Genomic DNA, 17,911 nt, shown 5'->3' with positions numbered 1-17,911 from the left:
GCTTACGTGGACATCACCAGCGAAGGGCTACGCACGCTCGCAGCAGTGGTCCGCGGGGGCACGTTCGACGCTGCGGCCGACGCGCTGCACGTCACTCCGTCCGCGGTGAGCCAGCGAATGAAAGCCCTGGAGGCGTCAGTCGGGCGGGTTTTGGTGCAACGAACCAAACCGGCACGTGCCACCCCGGACGGTGAGGTTCTGCTGCGACTCGCGGCGCAATGGGACCTTCTCCGGCGCGAAGCTGAATCGGCTCTGCTCGGTCATCCCGAAGCTCTCGCGGCCGATCCGCGGGATGTCCCACGCATGCATCTGCCGGTTGCCGCGAACGCAGACTCGATCTCGATCTGGCTGCTACCGGTGGTTGCCGAGATACAGCGGCGCCATCCCGTCGCGGTAGAGGTGCTCAGGGACGACGAGAGTCACTCCACCGGATTCCTGCGGTCGGGACAAGTGGTGGGGGCGGTGACCTCCGACCCCATCCCCGTGCGCGGCTGCGCCGCAATTGCTCTCGGCGCCATGCGTTATCTCCCGGTGGCCAGCACCGACTTCATCGACACATGGCTTCCAGACGGGCTGCGCGCCGCAGACCTGGCGCGTGCGCCGATGGTGGCGTTCGACCGCAAGGACACCATTCAGACGGATTTGCTCAACCGGTTGACCCGACGTCACGTCGATCCCCCGGTCACCTATGTCCCCGCGTCGGTGGAATACCACCGAGCCGTCGAACTCGGGGCCGGATGGGGCGCGGTCCCCGCCGCGCAAGTCGCCCCGGCGCTGGCGGCGGGAACGGTTCGCACACTGGGCAATCACCACGTCGACATCCAGTTGTACTGGCAGTACTGGAAACTGGAGTCACCGATCGTCAACGACCTCACCGAACTCGTCCTGGCCGGCGCGAAGCAGTTCTTGATCTGACACGCCCGCCTTCACCTCCACGGCGGGAATCGCGTCGGCCGTCGTGACCACCTCGACAGTCGATGGCCCCTCACGCAGGGGATGGGCGATCTCGTCGTGTTGCAGGCGGGCAACGAAGAAAGCGATGGCCGCCACCGGAACGGGAGCTATGCCCGCGATGACAAAAGTGGTTGTCAGGCCGATCCATTCACTCACCGGGGCTGCGATCGCCATCGACACGGGCATCAGCGCGATGGACACGAAGAAGTCGAGACTCGACACCCGTCCCAGCATGTGCGGCGGGACCCGGCGCTGTAGCAGGGTGCCCCAGATGACCATGGGTCCGTCGAACGCGAAACCGAGCACCAGGCCCGCGAGAACGAACACCCACACCTCGGTAGCCATGCCCATCACGACCAACGGTAACGACGACAGGCCCCAGATCACGAACATCACTGTCAGATATCGGCGCGGCATCGGCATGGACGCCATCACCAGGGAGCCGAGTGCTCCCCCGATTCCGAAGGCCGCCAACACCATTGCGTGTGACCCCGCATCGCCACCGGCGCGTTCCTTGACCGCGAACGGCACCAGCACCTCCAGTGGCCCCATCACCATCAACACCATCAGCAAGGCGAACAGCAGCGTCGCCAAAAGCCAAGGCGTACGCCACATGTACACGAATCCCTCGGCGATGTCGGTGACCGTTCCGCGGACCAGTTCTGCTCGCGGCCTGGGCTCTTGCCTGGCCGGCGTCGGCCGCATCAGGAGGTAGAACACCGCCGACAATGCCGAGGCGACCGCCGACGCGGTGATCGCGAGGGCCGGCGACGACAGCGCGATCAGACCGCCGGCCACTGCCGGGCCTGCTGCCTGAAAGATGGTGGGACGCAACGTACCCTCGATGCCGTTGGCCGCCATGAGCTCCTCGCGCGGCACCAGTGACGGCAGCAGTGCCGAATAGGTCGGGTAGTAGATGCCCGTCGTGATCCCGCCGATGAGCGACACCAGCGGCAACTGCCACATCTGCAGCGAGCCGGTGAAGCCGAACACGCCCACGAGGCCGATCACGATCAGTTTCGCGAACTCGAGGGCGATCAGAATGGTGCGCTGCGACATCCGGTCGGCCAGCACTCCCCCGAGCAGCGTCGAGGCCACCATGCCGACCGCGGCAACGGCGGTGACCAACGACAGTTGTGCCGGGCCGCCGCCGAGGTCGATGACCTGCCACACCACGCCGACAGTCCAGATGCCGTCGGCGAACATCGCCAGCACCAGGCCCATACACAGCAACCGGTACTGCTGATGCCGAAACGGCTTCAGCGCACGGGGCAGCGACATCGGCGTGGACACCGGTCAACTGTGCCCGATCCGGCGGCGCACATGCCAGCCGATTTCCTGTCGGCAGGCACCGGGCACCGTGGACACAAAAAGAACCCGCCACCACCGGGTCACGGTGGTGGCGGGCTTGTTCTCGGCGAGACCGTGAGGTCAGGTCACTTCACGCCGACGACTTCTTGCGCGATGGCTGCGATACGGGTCTGTGCTGCCGAGACCACGCCGTGGCGGTTCTTGTGCGCTTCCTCGTACGCGATCACCAGACGGACATCCGACGGCTTCTCCAGCTCCTTGATCGCCGCGACAACAGAGCTCACGTTGAGCGACTCGTAATCATCGATCGGGAGATCGGCGGGGTCGATGGTGCCGGTGCCCTCGCGGGCCGCGTGCAGCCGGTCCGCGGCGTCGTTCGCGCCGTTGGCCCGAGCGGTCTCCTCAGCCGCTTCCAGAGCCGCGTCCCGGCTCGCGCTGGCAGTCTTGCGTGCCGTGTCTCCGGCGCGCGAGGTGCGGGCGAGTGCGTCCTGCCCGGCCTTGGCAGCCCGGCCCAGCGCGGCTTCGCCGGCCTCTTCGGTGCGGTCGAACAACGCGCTGACCTGCGCCGGGGCGTTACGAATCGCGTCGACTGCGCGGTCGACGCCGCGTGCGGTGAGCGTGGCCGGGATGCTCGCGGCGCGAAGGGCAGCTCCGCTGGCGGCCTGCAACGGTCCGCGACGCAGTGCAACCGGTCCGCCGATGGCTTCCTCGGCGAGCAGGGTGGTGAGCCAGACGACTGTCGACTCGTGAGCATTGATCAACTGCTCGGAGAGGGTGATGACGGGGGTCTCGTTCTCCGCTGTGGCAAGCGCCTTCACGTAGCGTGCCCGGTCGAGCAACTGGTGCTCGAGCGCAAGGTCACCCAGCAGCGCCTCGTCGAGCGGCTGCGCCTGCTCGGCCAGGGCCTTCACGGATGCGGCCAGACGACCGGCGATGGGCCGGATGACGTCGGGCAGACCGCCGAGGTCGCGGATCGCTTCTTCGATGGCCTGTGCCCGGAGTCGACCGTTCTCGGCGTTCTCGGTGAGTTCGCGACGAACTGCCTCGGTCCGTGCCTGCGCGGTACGCGTCTCGGCGATCTGGATCTCGGTGTTGGTCAGGGTCAAAATGGTGCGCAGCTGCTGGCGCAGTGTTGTCGATGTGGTGCTCATATCTCTCCTTCGGTTGGACTCTCTGGTCGATAGAGCTGTCGAGGAAAGGCGTACCCGTGAGGGTTGCAGGTAAACGATGCAGAGATTCAGATCACAATTCGATAACCTTACGGCGCCTAACTACCGTTTTGACCTGCTCGCATTCAGAACCCGCCTGATCGGTAATTATGGTACCAATGGTACCGAATCGACCCGATAGGGAGGGAAATCATGGACCGAGTAGCAGGCAAGGTGGCGCTGATCAGCGGCGGCGCCCGCGGCATGGGCGCATCCCACGCCAAGGCGTTGGTGGCCGAGGGCGCCCGCGTGGTGATCGGCGACATCCTCGACGAGCCCGGGCGGCAACTCGCCGACGAACTCGGCGACCACGCTGTGTACGTCCACCTCGACGTCACCCAGGAAGACAGCTGGCACGAGGCCGTGGCCACCACCCTCGACACCTTCGGTGGCCTGTCCGTACTCGTCAACAACGCCGGGATGGTGAACGGCAACCTGATCGCGGACTTCTCGCTGGCGGACTGGCAGGCCATCCTCGACGTCAACCTGACCGGCACCTTCCTCGGTATCAAGGCGGCCGCGAACGCCCTGGCCGACTCGGCACCCGCATCGATCATCAACGTGTCGTCGGTGGAAGGTTTCCGCGGCAGCCCAGGGCTGCACGGCTACACGGCGACCAAGTTCGCGGTCCGCGGGTTGACCAAGTCCGTGGCGCTGGAGCTCGCACCCAAGAATGTGCGGGTCAACTCGATCCATCCCGGGTTCATCCGGACGCCGATGACCGAGGCGATCCCCGAGGATTTCCTCACCATTCCGCTCGGACGGGGCGGCGACCCCGAAGAAGTTTCGGCAATGGTGCTGTTCCTCGCCAGTGACGAATCGTCGTACACCACCGGTGGCGAGTTCGTCGTCGAAGGCGGACTGCTCGCCGGCGTCCCCCACAAGACCTTCTGAACCGGGCCGGCATGCGGGTAGCGATCACCGGCGGCACCGGGTACGTCGGTGCACACATCCTCCACGGTCTCGACCGCGCGGGTTTCGACCTCCGGGTACTGGTGGCACCGCACGAGGATCCGTCCCTCGTCGCCCGGTTGGCACCGTCGGGACGTGCCTGCGTTCTGACGGGTGACGTGCGGGATGCGTCGGCGGTAAAGAGCCTGCTCGACGGCTGCGACGCCCTGATCCATGCAGCCGGTGTCGTCGGCACCGACGACCGGCAGGCCGATCTGATGTGGCAGATCAACGCTCACGCAACCGAGGCGATCTTGCGGACGGCGGTAGAGACCGGCCTCGATCCGGTGGTCCTGGTGAGCAGTTATGCCGCCCTGTTCCCCTCCCGCGACCCTGTGATCGGACCGGACAGTCCCACCGCCACCGCGCGCAGCGCCTACGGGCAGACCAAGGCGTATGCCGACCGGGTGGCTCGGGAGCTTCAGCAATCGGGCGCGCCTGTGGTGGTGACGTACCCGGCGAGTGTTGTCGGGCCGGCGCTGCAGACGGCCGCGGGTGTGACCGAGCGCGGTTGGGCACCGATCGTCCGTTCGCGGATCGCGCCTGTGGTCGACGGGGGTATGCAGATGATCGACGTTCGCGATGTGGCCGACGCCCACGTGGCGATGATGAGGTCTGGACGCGGTCCGCGTCGGTACATCCTGGGCGGTCAGATGCTGACGTTCGCGCGCATGATCGATCTACTCGAGCGCGGAACCGGGCGCCAGTTCGTCCGTATTCCGTTGCCGGGCGGCGTGTTCCGTACACTGGGCCGAATCGCCGACACCGTGGCCGGGATTGTTCCGATCGGCGGACTGAGTTACGAGGCCGCACAGCTGCTGACGGCAGCCACTCCGACGGACGACTCGTTGACCCGTGCCGAACTCGCCCTGACCTGGCGCTCGGCGGAGACCGCGATCCTCGAAACCTTCACCACCGCTCAACCACAATGATCTGAACGGGCGAACGAGCACGCATCACAATGCGGCCGTGAGGATTTCGATGATCCTACGTCGCAGGACATCGGAGTCGTCATCGGTGGCCACCGCGCTGAGGAACAGCGCCGACCCGGCGGCGAGGGCCAAGATGGCGCGGGCATCGATATCCGGATCGGCAGACCTCGTCGACTCCGGGTCGGCGGCGAACAGCGATGCGGGCGGCCCACTGAAATCCGACCACAGGCGCCGGCGTAGGTCATCGTTCTCCCGCAGCGCCTGAAGCAATCCGGGAACCGCCGCCCGTACCTCCGGGGTGGCGAACAACTCGTGACTTCCGTTGACCGTCTCGGTGATCCACTGCACCCGGTCGGATCCGTCGAACCGCGACATGTCGGGCTCCGGTCCGAGGATCGCATGCAACACCAGTTCGGCCTTGGTACGCCACCGGCGACGTAGGCTGGCCCGCCCGACGCCGGCCTTTGCCGCGACAGCACGCAGGCTCAGGCCCTCCCACCCGACATCGAGGAGCATTTCGCGGGTCACCGCGACTATCCGGTCGTCGATCGAACCGTCCCGAGGCCGGCCCGGAGGCCTCGGCTCGTCAGCTGTCGCTTCTGTGTCCGATGTGCTCACCGCACCGATTCAATCACCGCACGGACGACTCGGGGACCGTCGGTGCGGTGGCGGGAGTGGTGGCCCGGCCGAAGATCATCGATTCGCCGATGCGATCGAACCGGTGATCGAGGGAATCGAGAAGGAAGTTCTGTCGCACGTTCCACGGACGTCTGGTGCCCGACTTCGGCAGCGCATGCGGCGATCGCAGGACGTAACCCGCCTTGATGTCCCACGCGAACTTCTCGGTGAGCACCTCTTCGCCGAGATGCGGGTAAGCGTGGGTGTAGCCATGAGACGTCATGTGCGACAGCAACTTCGCCACCGATTGCGCCGTCATGTCGGCGCGCAACGTCCATGATGCGTTGGTATAGCCCACACACCAGGACATGTTCGGCACGTCTTCGAGCATGTGGCCCTTGTAGACAAACCGATCACTCGGTTTGACGTCCTCCCCGTCGACGCTGACGGCGATCCCGCCGAGCGCTTGCAGTTGCAGTCCGGTGGCCGTGACGATGATGTCGGCGTCCAGGTGCTGCCCTGACCGGAGCCGGATCCCATCGGAATCGAACACCTCGATGTGGTCGGTGACCACGGATGCCTTGCCCTCGGCGATGGCTTTGTACAGATCAGCACCCGGCGCCAGACACATCCGTTGGTCCCACGGCTGATAGGAGGGTTTGAAGTGGGTGTCGACGTCGTAACCCTCGGGGAGATTGCGGACTGCGATGTTGCGCAGGAACCGCTTCGCGACGCCGGGCGACTTGCGTGCGACGAGGTAGATGAAGGAGTTCAGGAGAACGTTGCGCCACCGCACCACGTTGTGGGCGATCTTGCGTGGCAGCACCTTTCGGATCGCATTGGCCAACGGCTCCACCTTTGGCATCGAGATGATGTACGTGGGGGTCCGCTGGAGCATCGTCACCGAGTCCGCGGCCTCGGCAAGTGCCGGGATCAGCGTGATCGCCGTTGCCCCGCTGCCGATCACCACCACCTTCTTGCCGGTGACGTCGAGATCCTCGGGCCAGAACTGAGGATGGATCACCTGGCCGGCGAAGTTCTCCAGACCCTCGAACTCAGGTGTGTATCCCTCGTCGTAGTTGTAGTAGCCGGTGCCGAAGAACAGGAACCGGCACCGAAACGTGGTCTCGGTGCCGCCCCGCTCGGCATGCACGGTCCAGGTGTCGGTGGTCGAATCCCAATCGGCCGACCGGACTCTGGTGTCGAATCGGATGTGCCGGTCGATGCCGTACTTGTGTGCGGTGGCGGTGATGTAGTCGCGGATGTGGTCGCCGTCGGCCACCGACTCCTCACGCGTCCAGGGCTCGTACGGAAAGCTGAGGGTGAAGATGTCGCTGTCCGAGCGGATTCCGGGGTACCGGAACAGGTCCCAGGTGCCGCCGATCCTGGAACGGCGCTCGAGCAGCGTGTAGGTGAGCGATGGGTTCTTCTCGGCGATCCGGTAGGCCGCGCCGATCCCTGACAGCCCCGCGCCGATGATGACAACGTCGGTGTAGGGGATGTCGGTGTCGAAGACGTCGGACGCTTTCGGGCGCTCTTGCCCTCGGATGTGCTCTTGCCGTTGATCGTCAATCACTGCGCAGACCTCCACTTGTCGCGGCACCGGGCCGTCTGCCCGCGCGCGGCAGTGGCCGCGGGGGGCTCATCCCAGCGCGACGACCGCGCCTACCGACCCGAGGACCACGATAAGCACGACGAGGTCCATAAATCTCGGACTCCGGTCAGATCGGGACACCGATCCCACGCCACCTCGGGCTTCGATGGCGGCCGCAAGCTCGCGTCCGTTCTGGCAGGCAAGTGAACAGACGATCGGCAGGCAGGCCGCCCACCCGTTGATCCTCTCGCGCGCCGTCTGCTCTTTGTCGGACCTGCGCTGGGCGATGGTCTGCAGCAGGGTGCGGAAGTCACTGATCAGGAACGGGCACAACCGCAGCGCAAGGGCCACCGACACCGCAGCTGACTGCGCGGGGATGCCCAGCCTCGCCGCCCACCCGACCAGCCGCTGCGCAAACGCAGGTATCTCGACCATCGGGGTGGTCCAGCAGAACAACAACGCGCTGTACAGCGAGATGATCGTCATGCAGATGAGAATTCCCCAGTAAGCGGCACCGCCCAGCCCGAACTCCACCCCGCCGACGGTGACGTACGGCTCGTCGCCGCCGAGAGCGGTGATGAACCCGCCGAAGAGTGTGATCCCGACGAGCCAGAGTGGCAGGCGGGGAACGGCAGCGCGCGGCACCCTGCCCAGCACGGTCCAGCCTGCGGCGATCGTGGCGCCGACGGCAACACTGAGCCAGGTGGGTTCGAGCGCGAACATCAGCGCGATCGCCGCCAACACCACCAGTTTTGTCCCCACCCACCATTTGCGCGCGGGTGAGTCGCGGGGAAGCGTGCGCACCACACTGGCCAGGTTCGCAGTGGATTTCAGACTCGACGGCGGCGGGGCCGGCGCAACCGGCTGCCCGTCGACGGTGCCCTCGTCGACGACAATCGTCCTGTCGACGAGCTCGTCGAGCTCACCGACATCATGCGAGATCACCACGAGTGTGGTGCCCGACGCCTTCACCCGCTGCAGCGCGGCGACCATCGCGGCGCGGGCCGGGGCGTCCAGACCGGCCAGCGGCTCGTCCAGAACCAGCAGTCGCGGTTTGCAGGCGAGTAGCCCGGCCAGGGCAACCCGGCGTTGCTGACCCACCGACAGCTCGTCCACCAGCGCGTCACCGATGACCGCGGAATTGAGGCCCAGTTCGAGCAGCGCCGCGTTGGCCGCGGTGTCATCGACTCCAGCGGCATCTTTGACGTCCGCGCGGGCACGAGACCGAACGATCTGCAGGCGCGAATACTGGAACCCGAGCAACGCGTGTTGCCGTCCGTTCTGCACCGGCATCCCGTCGACCAGCACCCGGCCCGACGTGGGCTGCTGCAGCCCGGTCATCACCCTTGCAAGGGTGGACTTGCCGGCCCCGTTGGGACCGGTGAGCAGCACGGCCGAGCCCGGCTCGAAGTGCAGGTTCAACCCGCTGAAGATCTGGTTGTGCCAGGGCGTCCCGGCGTCGTGGGCGTACCCGACATCGATCAGGCTGACCTGGGCGCCGCGGATGGCGCGGCCGGCGCCGGTCGTGGTTCGCAGCTTGGTGGACACCGACGAATGGCGGGAGTCCAGCGCGATCTCCCGGTCGGCGACGGCCGATTCGTCGGTGTCGTGGGTGATCTGGAGGACGGCGGTCGCACCGTGGTCGGCGAGCGATCGGAAGATGCCGTTGACCGCCGCGCGACCCTCCTGGTCGATCATCGCCGTGGATTCGTCACTGATGAGCACGGCAGGATGTCGGGACAGCGCCGCCGCTATCGCAAGACGTTGCAGCTGACCACCCGACAGCGTCCCGGTCTCGCGGTACAACATGCCGCCCAGCCCGACCTGATCGAGCAGTGCCTCCATCTGGGTTTCGGTGAGTCCGGGATTGCCCCACGCGAGGTCGTCGGCCACCACCATGCCCAACACCTGGGTCTCGGGCCGCTGACTGATCACCGCGGTGCCACCCGGACGACCCAGTCCGACCGACCCCGGCCGGCTGACGGTGCCTGCGGTGGGATCACGTCCGGCGACCACTTTCGCGAGAGTCGACTTGCCGACCCCATTGGGCCCCGTCACCGCCACCAGTTCCCCGGCCGCGAGGGTCATCGACACATCAGCGATGACCGGCTCCGTTGCACCCGGGTAGGTGACGGCGACGTTGTCCAGACGCACAGGCAAGGGGCCGACGGGGCCGGCGTCGGGACGTCGTTCGTCGGTGTGCGGTGTGCCCAGTCGGGCGATCATCGGCGGGACCGGCCGGCGGTGAAGGAAGAACACGGTCAGTGCGGAGAACGTGACCCCCGCAATCCCGGACGCGGGAATCGCGATCCACCAGTAGTCGAGACACCAGTTGACCGCCGGGTCGACCACGGACGTGAACTGGTCGAAGCCCGCGTTGTCCATCAATCGCTTGGTGCCCCGCCACCCGTTGTCGATCTGTTTGATCATGAACTCGCGGTAGTCGGTGAACAGAGCCAGGAGACCGGTCGCGGCAGCCGCCGACGGCACCGCGATCGCGAACAGTGCGGTGAGGGTGACCCGCGGGGCGTTCCAGCCACGACGTAACGCGATTCCCGAGAGCGTGCCGAAGATCGCCGCGCTTCCGACCAGATTCGCGGCGGAGAACCCGCCGAACAAGAACGCCACGATGTACCCGGTGAGCGCGCCGAGCAGACTCACCCGCAGCCGCCGACGCCCGGCAAGGATCGCGAACGGGACGGATGCGACCAATGAGGCCGCGCCCCCGATGGGCAGGAACCGGCTCAATACACAGATCGCCGCTGCGACGTCTGCGAGGGCCGCTGCCTCGGCGATCTCGATGGCGGTGACGCGCCGACGGGCTCGGGCGCTCATCGGTTCGCTCACTGCGCCACCGGCTTCTTGTTTCTGTTGCTGTTCGATCTGTCCAGATTGCCAGAGGACCGAGCGACGGCCATCGGCCTCACGAATGATATTCGGTATGACCGCAGGTCAACCGCGGCTTCGGATCAGCCGGCCTTACGTTTTGCCGGGGCCTTCTTGGCAACGGTTGATTTCGCCGCAGCCTTCTTGGCCGGGGCCTTCTTCGCAGGTGCCTTCTTCGCGGCCGTCTTCTTCGCGGGCGTCTTGCCCGAATCGGACACCTCGCTGCCGTCGCCATCGTCGGAGTCGTCAGCCGAGCCGGTGCGGTTCTTCACCGATGCGCGCAGCGCAGCAAGCAGGTCGGCCACCTCGGAGTCGTCGTCTTCGTCATCCGCCTTCTCGGGTGCGGTGAACGCTTCGGTGCCCTCCGCCTTGGCCTCGATCAGCTTGCTCAACTCGTTCTGATAGGTGTCCTCGTATTGGCTCGGGTCGAAGTCTGCTGACATCGACTCGATGAGCGAGGCCGCCATCTTGAGTTCCTGCGGCTTGAGGTCGGGCGACTCGTCGAGTGACGGGAATGCCGCCTCGCGGACTTCGTCCGGCCACAGCAACGTCTGGAGGGTCAGTACATTTCCGACCACTCGTAGAGCCGCCAACCGGGTGCGGTTACGGAGGGTGAAGGTGGCGATGGCCAGCCGGTCTGTGTCTTTGAGAGCCTCACGCATCAGCGCGTACGCTTTCGGCGACTTGCTGGCCGGCTCCAGGTAATAGGGCTTGTCGAAGTAGATCGGGTCGACCTGATCAACCGGGACGAAGTCGGTGATCGAGATCTCCGGACTGCGCTGGACGGGCAGTTCGGCCAGATCATCTTTGGTCAGCACCACGGTCTGACCGGTGTCGCTCTCGTACGCGTTGGCGATCTGCGAGAACTCGACCTCTTCGTCGGTGCCCTCGCGGACCTTTCGATATCGGATGCGGGTGCCGTCGTTCGAGTCGACCTGGTGGGATTTGCGATCGTGACTCTCGGTCGCCGAATAGACCTTGACCGGTACGTTGACCAAGCCAAAGCTGAGATCGCCTTTCCAGATCGAGCGCATATCGTCATTGTGCAGGTATCTCGCACAAGACGCAGCCCCCTCCACCAGGAAAGTCCCTCCACCAGGAAAGTCGCAGCCATGGCCAGCCGCAACACGCTCGAGGTCGACGGTCACAAGATCGCCGTGACCCACCTCGACAAGGTGATCTACCCGGCAACCGGGACCGTCAAGGCGCAGGTCATCGAGTACTACAGCGACATCAGCTCGATGATGTTGCCGCACATCCGTGACCGGCCGGTGACCCGCAAGAGGTGGCCCGACGGGGTGAACTCGACGCCGTTCTTCGAGAAGAACCTGCCTGACCACGCTCCGGAATGGCTCGGCCGGGTCCGTCTGGATCACAGCGACCGCAAGGTGGTCTACCCGGTGCTGACCTCGCGCGCCGAGTTGGTCTGGCTCGCACAGCAAGCCGCGTTGGAGCTGCACGTGCCCCAGTGGACGCTGCCTCAAGGCCAGGCCGACGTCCCGTACAAAGTCGATCGCATGACCGATCGAGTGGTCCTCGACCTCGACCCCGGGCCGGACGTCACGTTGTTCCAGTGCGCGAAGGTGGCGCTACGCATCAAGGAGATGCTCGACGGTATCGGGCTGCCGTGCTTTCCGGTGACCAGCGGCTCCAAGGGAATCCACATCTATTTCCGGCTCGACAAGGCCATCTCGTCGGATTCCGCACGCAAGGTCGCCAGACAGATCGGCACCCAGTTGCAGAGCGAGACTCCCGATCTGGTGACTGCTCAGATGACCAAGTCAGTGCGCGGGGGCAAGGTGTTCGTCGACTGGAGCCAGAACAGCGCTTCCAAGACCACGCTGGCCCCCTACTCGATGCGTGGCCGCGAGGAACCCTGGGTTGCCGCTCCCCGACACTGGGATGAGCTGGCCGACAGGGACATCCGGCACATCCCGTTCGACGAGATGCCGGACAGGCTCGAACAGTTCGGCGATTTGCTGATCGGACTCGAGGCAGAATCCGGTGACGGCACGGTCGCGGCAGACCCAGAAAAACCCCGGAAGCCCGCGCCCGGTCGGGCCGCGGCATCCCCGCCGGTGGTCGACCTCGGGGAGTACCGACGCAAGCGCGACGAGCGAAAGACCCCGGAGCCGTTCGGCGACAGCCGATCCGAAGACGAGCAGGCCGCCGGACCCATCTTCGTGATCCAGGAGCACCACGCCCGCCGCCTGCACTACGACTTCCGGCTCGAACGGGGCGGTGTGCTCGTGTCGTGGGCCGTGCCCAAGAACCTGCCGCTCGACGGTGACCAGAATCGGCTCGCCGTGCAGACCGAGGACCACCCGATCGACTACGCCGACTTCGCAGGCGACATCCCCGCTGGCGAATACGGAGGCGGGCATGTCGAGATCTGGGACCGCGGCACCTACGAGACCGAGAAGTGGCGCGACAAAGAGATCATCGTCCGCTTGCACGGGGAGCGCATCCAGGGCCGGTATGCGCTGATCAAGACCGGCGACAAGAACTGGCTGGCGCATCTGATGTCCGACGAGCCGCGGCCGATCGTGCCCGACAGCCTCGCCGACCCACGACCGATGCTCGCCACCGACGAGCTCATCGAAGAACTGACCGATGACAAGTGGGCTTTCGAGGGCAAGTGGGACGGTTACCGGATCCTGTTGCGCTACATCGAAGGAAAGCTCCAGCTCACGTCGCGTTCGGGCATCGACATGACCAAGGATTTCCCCCAGCTCCACCCCATCGCCGACGATCTCGGACTGCTCGACGTGGTGCTCGATGGCGAGGTGGTGGCGTTCGACGAGAAAGGCCGGACCAACTTCACCCGGCTCGCCGGGCGTAGCACTGCCACCGAAGACCTCGACATCAAGTTCTTGCTGTTCGACATCCTCTACCTCAACGGTTCGTCGCTACTCAAACTCAAGTGGGAGGACCGGCGCAAACTGCTCGAGGAAGTCGCGCAGGCGTTTTCGTCGGACTCGCGGGTGCAGCTGCCGCCGCTCCTCGAGGGTCCCGGCTCCAATGCCGTTGCCTTCAGCCGTGAACGGGGCTGGGAAGGGGTGGTGGCCAAGCGCCGCGATTCCATCTATCAGCAGGGCCGCCGCACAAAGACGTGGCGGAAACAGAAGAACTGGACCGATATCGAGGTGGTGATCGGCGGCTGGCGTCCGGGCAAAGGAGGCCGCAGTCAACGCATCGGGTCACTGCTGATGGGGCTACCGGAGGCAACCGGTCTCCGTTACGTGGGTCGGGTCGGCACCGGCTTCACCGACAGCCAGCTCGAGTCCCTGATGGAGGAACTCGAGCCGCTGCGCCGCAAGACCTCGCCATTCATCGGCAGCCTCGATCGGCCCGTCGAATCCGACGCCGTGTGGGTGTTGCCGAAGCTGGTGGCCGATGTGAGATTCATGGACTGGACGAGCACCGGTCATCTGCGTCACCCGTCTTGGCGCGGGATCCGCCGCGACAAGCTTCCCGGGGACCTGTGACAGCGGGCCGGCGACACATCCCGCCGACAATCGGCCGATGCTGAACGCGTCGTATTGTTCGCGGCGCGTTACGGTCTAGCCTGGCGCTCGTCGTGACCCCCCTCGCTCGTTCGCCCCGAATTGGGTACCCCGAGTACTGGCTGCCCGAATCGGTCGGCCCAGATCGGTCGCCACAGCCGTACAGAAGGAGGCCACGTGCTCGTCGTCGCGCACATGAGTGATCTGCATTTCAACGGGACCCTCCGTGCCCGCCGGCGCATCACCGCTGTGCTCGACTACATCAACTCACGTGCCGAGGGCATCGACGCGCTGGTGATCACCGGCGACATCACCGACACCGGCAAGCAGTCGCAGTACGAGGAAGCGGCGGCCACCCTCCGCAGCGATTTGCCGATGCTCATCTGCCCCGGCAACCACGACGACCGCGGCGAGTTCAGTCACGGCCTCCTCGGCACTCACATCACCGACCGGCCCCTCAATCACTCCCGGACCATTGCAGGTGGCCTGTTCCTGGTGTGCGACAGCTCGATTCCCGGACGCAACGAGGGGTACCTCGACGATGCGACCATCGCGTGGATGGATGCCGAGATCTCCTCGGCCGGTCCACACGTGCCGGTGTTCGTCGCCTTCCACCACCCGCCGGTCACGCTGCAGATGCCGTTCATGGACACCATTCGTCAGACTGGCGAAGAGCGACTGATCGCCCTGGTCGACAAGCACCCGAACATCGTCAACTTCATGTGCGGCCACGCGCACACCGGTGCGGTCACCGCCTTCGCCGGACGCCCGATGTGCCTCGCGCCGGGGGTGGCGTCAACGCTGAACCTGCCCTTCGAAGGCGCCGAGGTGATCAACGAGGGCCAGCCTCCCGGTCTCGCCTTCCACGTGTATGCCGAAGGCCGTGTGATCAGCCATTTCCGCTCGGTGCCGGTTTAGCGACTCAGCATTTCGATCAGTGCCGCCGGTGCGGCGTTCTGCCCGACCCGGCGGCAGCCGTCGAGTTCCACGGACAAGGCAGCTCCGCCTGAGCCGTCGGCCCTAGATAGTCGAATCGACACCAATCGAGTCGCCGTGAGAATGCAGGGCGCCGCGACAGGCGCGCCGAGGACGGAGCGGATCGCGTCCGAGCTTTCCCGCGCCGTCAGCCATAGGTACCACCCGCCACCCTGCGCCGGCTCATCCACTCCGTGCCGGCAGGCCTGGAGCGGCCCGACATCGTCGATCGGCAGCGCCAGATCAGCAAGAAGTGGGCGAGCGGACAGGTTCAAAGCTCGGCGTTTTTTCTCTGTCGCGGCCGTGCCGGAGTAGACACCTCCCACGGATCCGCTGAACCGCTGGGTGCAGTTGCGGGGCAGGGTGATCGGGACTCCGGTGTCGAAAGACTCCCGCCCGACTTCGTGCAGCGCTCTGAGCGCATCCAGAGGCTCGTCTCGAAAACTGCACGGGACCGACGGCCAGGCAGGCCGGAATGCGCGACCTCGGGAGTCGACCAGCCACAGCCCGACAGCCGGGTCCACACTGATGGCGCAGCTGATCGAAACGTTGTCGGGGTAGCGCCTTGATTCGATCGAGAACGCCTCCACCACCGCGGCAACATCGCCGGCCAGCGACACGGCGTCGACTGTTGAGTTCCCCGCCGGGTTCTGGGCGAGTTCACACCGCACCACGGACACCGGATCGAAGTCGTCAGGTGGGTAACCGAGCTCCGGGGCCGGAGCGATGTCCGCCGAAGGCCATACTCCTAAGCCGGTCAAACCCGTGTAGATGTCCTGGGTCAAGCAGTCGGCGCGGTTGACGATCGGTGCTGCCTTCGGGGTGAACAACACGAAGTCGGGACCGAAGATCATCCCGGGGGCACAGGCTGTCGCCAGCACCCCGACGATCGCGACGAGGATCAGGCGCACCGTCGGTCTGTGCTCGGCTCTCAGCCCCTTGCGTCGGGAAGGCCGAGCACGCGAGAGGCGTCGAGGTATGTGTCCCACTGGTCCACCTTCGCAGGCACGGCCACATGGGCGAACAGATCGGTGATTGTTGTCGTCGCACGGGCCACCTTGACGCCGGCGACCTGGAAGTCGACGGTCGCGCGGCGCACCTGGTCGGGCGAGGTCACCAGCACCACATCGCGAAGTCGCAGCTCCGCGGCTTTCTCGGCACCGAGCAGTGCGCTCTGCACCAGGGTGGTCGCGCGTGGTTCCACGTGAATCATCGACGAAGCGATGGCCTTTGCCGTCAGCCATTCTCGGATGCCCGGGTTGTTGCCGACGACGATGATGGGCGATTGCGGGGCCGCCACGGCCTGAAGCCAGGCCGCCACCAACCGGGCGGTCATCTCGCCGTCGAAACCACCGCCCGCCGGTGGGCCGACACCGATGAGAACGATGCCGGTGGACGGCGACAGCAGGCGCGGTACCGGATCGGGACCGACCAGTACTCCCGTGTTGACAGCGGTCAGTGCCCGCGAGATCACCTCTGCGCGAGCGGGATCGACACTCCGCAATGTGTTCACCGCCGCCTGGGTGGTGGCCCTGTCGGCGTTGTAGTCCGACCACAGCGCCTGGAGCGCCAATGCATCAGCGTCGCGCGGGTTCGCCGCGAGCAACCTGCGCAGAGCGTTCAGACCGGTCCCGATGTCGCCGGTGCGGAACCCCAGCTGGGCGGCGTTGTACATGCCGGTCACGTCGCCTGCCGACGCCGTCGGCATCACGGCGATGGTCGGGCTGATCACGGTCGGAACCATGGCCACCGCCCCCGTGGACATGCCGATTGCCGCCGCGGCAACCACGAACGTCCGATTAATGCGCGTCACACGCGCAACATGAGTCACTACAGCCACAGTAGGACACCCGAGCTACGGCCTCGCACCCACGCGGTCTCAGGTCAGTAACAAGCGAGAGGGTCAGCCGGCGCCGTGCCGCCGCCCTTGGTCATCCTCACCAGGGCGTATCGACCTGCCGTTCGTGGACGGGCGCCGCAGTCTTCCAGCTCTCGACGCCGTGGTCGGGAGTGCCGATGATCGTCTCGCCTGCCGTCACCTCGGCCCAGTGGGCATGGTTGATCTGATGCAGCGAGAAGCAGGCGTTCAGCGCGTTGTAGAAGCCCATGTTGTCGACGGATTGGTTCACCGATTCCTTGATCAGGAGGGAGGCAACCGTCGGACGCTGAGCGATCCGGCGAGCCAGATCCAGGGTCTTGTCGGCGAGTTCCTCGGGGGCGAAGATCTTGCTCACCATCCCGATCTGATGCGCCTCCTGCGCGCTGATCGAATCCCCGGTCAGCAGAAGCTCTTTGGCCCGCCTCGGCCCGAACTCCCACGGATGACCGAAATACTCGACACCACACATGCCCAGCCGGGAGCCGACGACGTCGGCGAACATGGTGTCGGTGTCCGCGGTGATGAGGTCGCAGGCCCACGCCAGCATCAGACCCGCGGCGTACACGGTGCCATGCGTCTGGGCGATGGTGATCTTGCGCAGGTTTCGCCACCGCCGGGTGTTGTCGAAGAAGAAGTGCCACTCCTGGAGCATCCGGGCTTCGGTGCCCGCTTTGGTTCCGCCATAGGTGGTCATGGTCGGATGCTGGTCCGGTCCGGGTGCTCGCTCGGCCCGGTCGTCCGACGACCCGAGATCGTGGCCGGAGGTGAACATGGGACCGGTGCCGCCGAGGATGATCACCCGCACCCGGTCATCTGCCTCCGCGGTCTCGAATGCCTCGTCGAGCTCGACCAGCAGGCCGCGGTTCTGGGCGTTGCGCGTCTTCGGCCGGTCCAGCATGATCCGGGCGATGGCGCCGTCGTCGATGATCTCGTAGGTCAGGTATGGGGGCATGAATTTCTCCCGTCGGATGCGGACAAGTTAATCCAGATTCGCACGTCCGCACCCCGGATCGGTCCTACCGCGTTTCGCTCGGCGTGGCCGGGCCTCCCGGGCAAGGTCTGCAACCACCGCACGCTCGGCCGGTGGTTGTATGGAA

At 65.8% G+C, this 17,911-nt stretch carries 14 protein-coding genes; 5 read left to right on the top strand and 9 right to left on the bottom strand.

The window, feature by feature from the left end; all coding sequences use genetic code 11:
- Positions 1-6: 6 nt before the first annotated feature.
- Entirely contained in the window at positions 7-915 is a 909-nt protein-coding gene (locus CSW57_RS24015) for an ArgP/LysG family DNA-binding transcriptional regulator (protein ID WP_099385118.1), read from the top strand.
- Here CSW57_RS24015 and CSW57_RS24010 read toward each other — a convergent pair.
- Together CSW57_RS24010 and CSW57_RS24005 are read right to left on the bottom strand one after the other, a co-directional pair.
- Complete coding sequence (locus CSW57_RS24010; RefSeq protein WP_099385117.1) at positions 853-2,235, bottom strand: MFS transporter; 1,383 nt, start codon at positions 2,233-2,235, stop codon at positions 853-855. The genes CSW57_RS24015 and CSW57_RS24010 overlap by 63 nt on opposite strands.
- A gap of 155 nt (positions 2,236-2,390) precedes the next feature.
- Positions 2,391-3,416: a hypothetical protein gene (locus CSW57_RS24005; protein WP_099385116.1), complete on the bottom strand. Its 1,026-nt coding sequence runs from the start codon at positions 3,414-3,416 to the stop codon at positions 2,391-2,393.
- A gap of 210 nt (positions 3,417-3,626) precedes the next feature.
- Between CSW57_RS24005 and CSW57_RS24000 the strand changes: the two genes are divergently transcribed.
- On the top strand, positions 3,627-4,367 hold the full coding sequence (locus tag CSW57_RS24000) for a glucose 1-dehydrogenase (RefSeq protein ID WP_099385115.1): 741 nt from the start codon (positions 3,627-3,629) through the stop codon (positions 4,365-4,367).
- Between the two features lie 11 nt (positions 4,368-4,378).
- Complete coding sequence (locus CSW57_RS23995) at positions 4,379-5,356, top strand: NAD-dependent epimerase/dehydratase family protein (RefSeq protein WP_099385114.1); 978 nt, start codon at positions 4,379-4,381, stop codon at positions 5,354-5,356.
- A 24-nt stretch (positions 5,357-5,380) separates the two neighbouring features.
- Here the strand turns inward: CSW57_RS23995 and CSW57_RS23990 are convergent, their stop codons facing one another.
- The 4 genes from CSW57_RS23990 to ku form a co-directional block, all read right to left on the bottom strand.
- Positions 5,381-5,974: a TetR/AcrR family transcriptional regulator gene (locus CSW57_RS23990; RefSeq protein ID WP_223249490.1), complete on the bottom strand. Its 594-nt coding sequence runs from the start codon at positions 5,972-5,974 to the stop codon at positions 5,381-5,383.
- Between the two features lie 13 nt (positions 5,975-5,987).
- Positions 5,988-7,475, bottom strand: a complete 1,488-nt coding sequence (locus tag CSW57_RS23985; RefSeq protein ID WP_099385130.1) for a flavin-containing monooxygenase — start codon at positions 7,473-7,475, stop codon at positions 5,988-5,990.
- A gap of 141 nt (positions 7,476-7,616) precedes the next feature.
- Entirely contained in the window at positions 7,617-10,403 is a 2,787-nt protein-coding gene (locus CSW57_RS23980) for a DUF2232 domain-containing protein (protein WP_099385129.1), read from the bottom strand.
- Positions 10,404-10,537: 134 nt separating this feature from the next.
- The gene (ku, locus tag CSW57_RS23975; RefSeq protein WP_099385112.1) at positions 10,538-11,488 is read right to left on the bottom strand and encodes a non-homologous end joining protein Ku; all 951 of its coding nucleotides are present in this window, start codon (positions 11,486-11,488) and stop codon (positions 10,538-10,540) included.
- A 78-nt stretch (positions 11,489-11,566) separates the two neighbouring features.
- On the opposite strand from ku, the gene CSW57_RS23970 reads away from it, so the two are divergent.
- Together CSW57_RS23970 and CSW57_RS23965 are read left to right on the top strand one after the other, a co-directional pair.
- A complete protein-coding gene (locus tag CSW57_RS23970) occupies positions 11,567-13,942 on the top strand; it encodes an ATP-dependent DNA ligase (RefSeq protein WP_099385111.1) in 2,376 nt (791 codons plus the stop codon).
- 195 nt (positions 13,943-14,137) lie between these two features.
- Positions 14,138-14,878, top strand: coding sequence for a metallophosphoesterase (locus tag CSW57_RS23965; protein WP_099385110.1), 741 nt, complete (start codon positions 14,138-14,140; stop codon positions 14,876-14,878).
- Here the strand turns inward: CSW57_RS23965 and CSW57_RS23960 are convergent.
- From CSW57_RS23960 to CSW57_RS23950, 3 genes are all read right to left on the bottom strand, one after another.
- Entirely contained in the window at positions 14,875-15,846 is a 972-nt protein-coding gene (locus CSW57_RS23960; protein ID WP_099385109.1) for a hypothetical protein, read from the bottom strand. The genes CSW57_RS23965 and CSW57_RS23960 overlap by 4 nt on opposite strands.
- Positions 15,847-15,866: 20 nt before the next feature.
- Positions 15,867-16,748 (bottom strand): ElyC/SanA/YdcF family protein, encoded by an 882-nt coding sequence (locus CSW57_RS23955; RefSeq protein WP_143696610.1) that lies wholly within the window; start codon positions 16,746-16,748, stop codon positions 15,867-15,869.
- 124 nt (positions 16,749-16,872) lie between these two features.
- Positions 16,873-17,766: an enoyl-CoA hydratase gene (locus CSW57_RS23950; RefSeq protein WP_099385107.1), complete on the bottom strand. Its 894-nt coding sequence runs from the start codon at positions 17,764-17,766 to the stop codon at positions 16,873-16,875.
- Positions 17,767-17,911: the final 145 nt, after the last annotated feature.

This window comes from Williamsia muralis (genome assembly GCF_002735905.1).
Lineage (GTDB): Bacteria > Actinomycetota > Actinomycetes > Mycobacteriales > Mycobacteriaceae > Williamsia > Williamsia muralis_A.
This window is presented reverse-complemented; position numbering and strand designations above follow the sequence as displayed.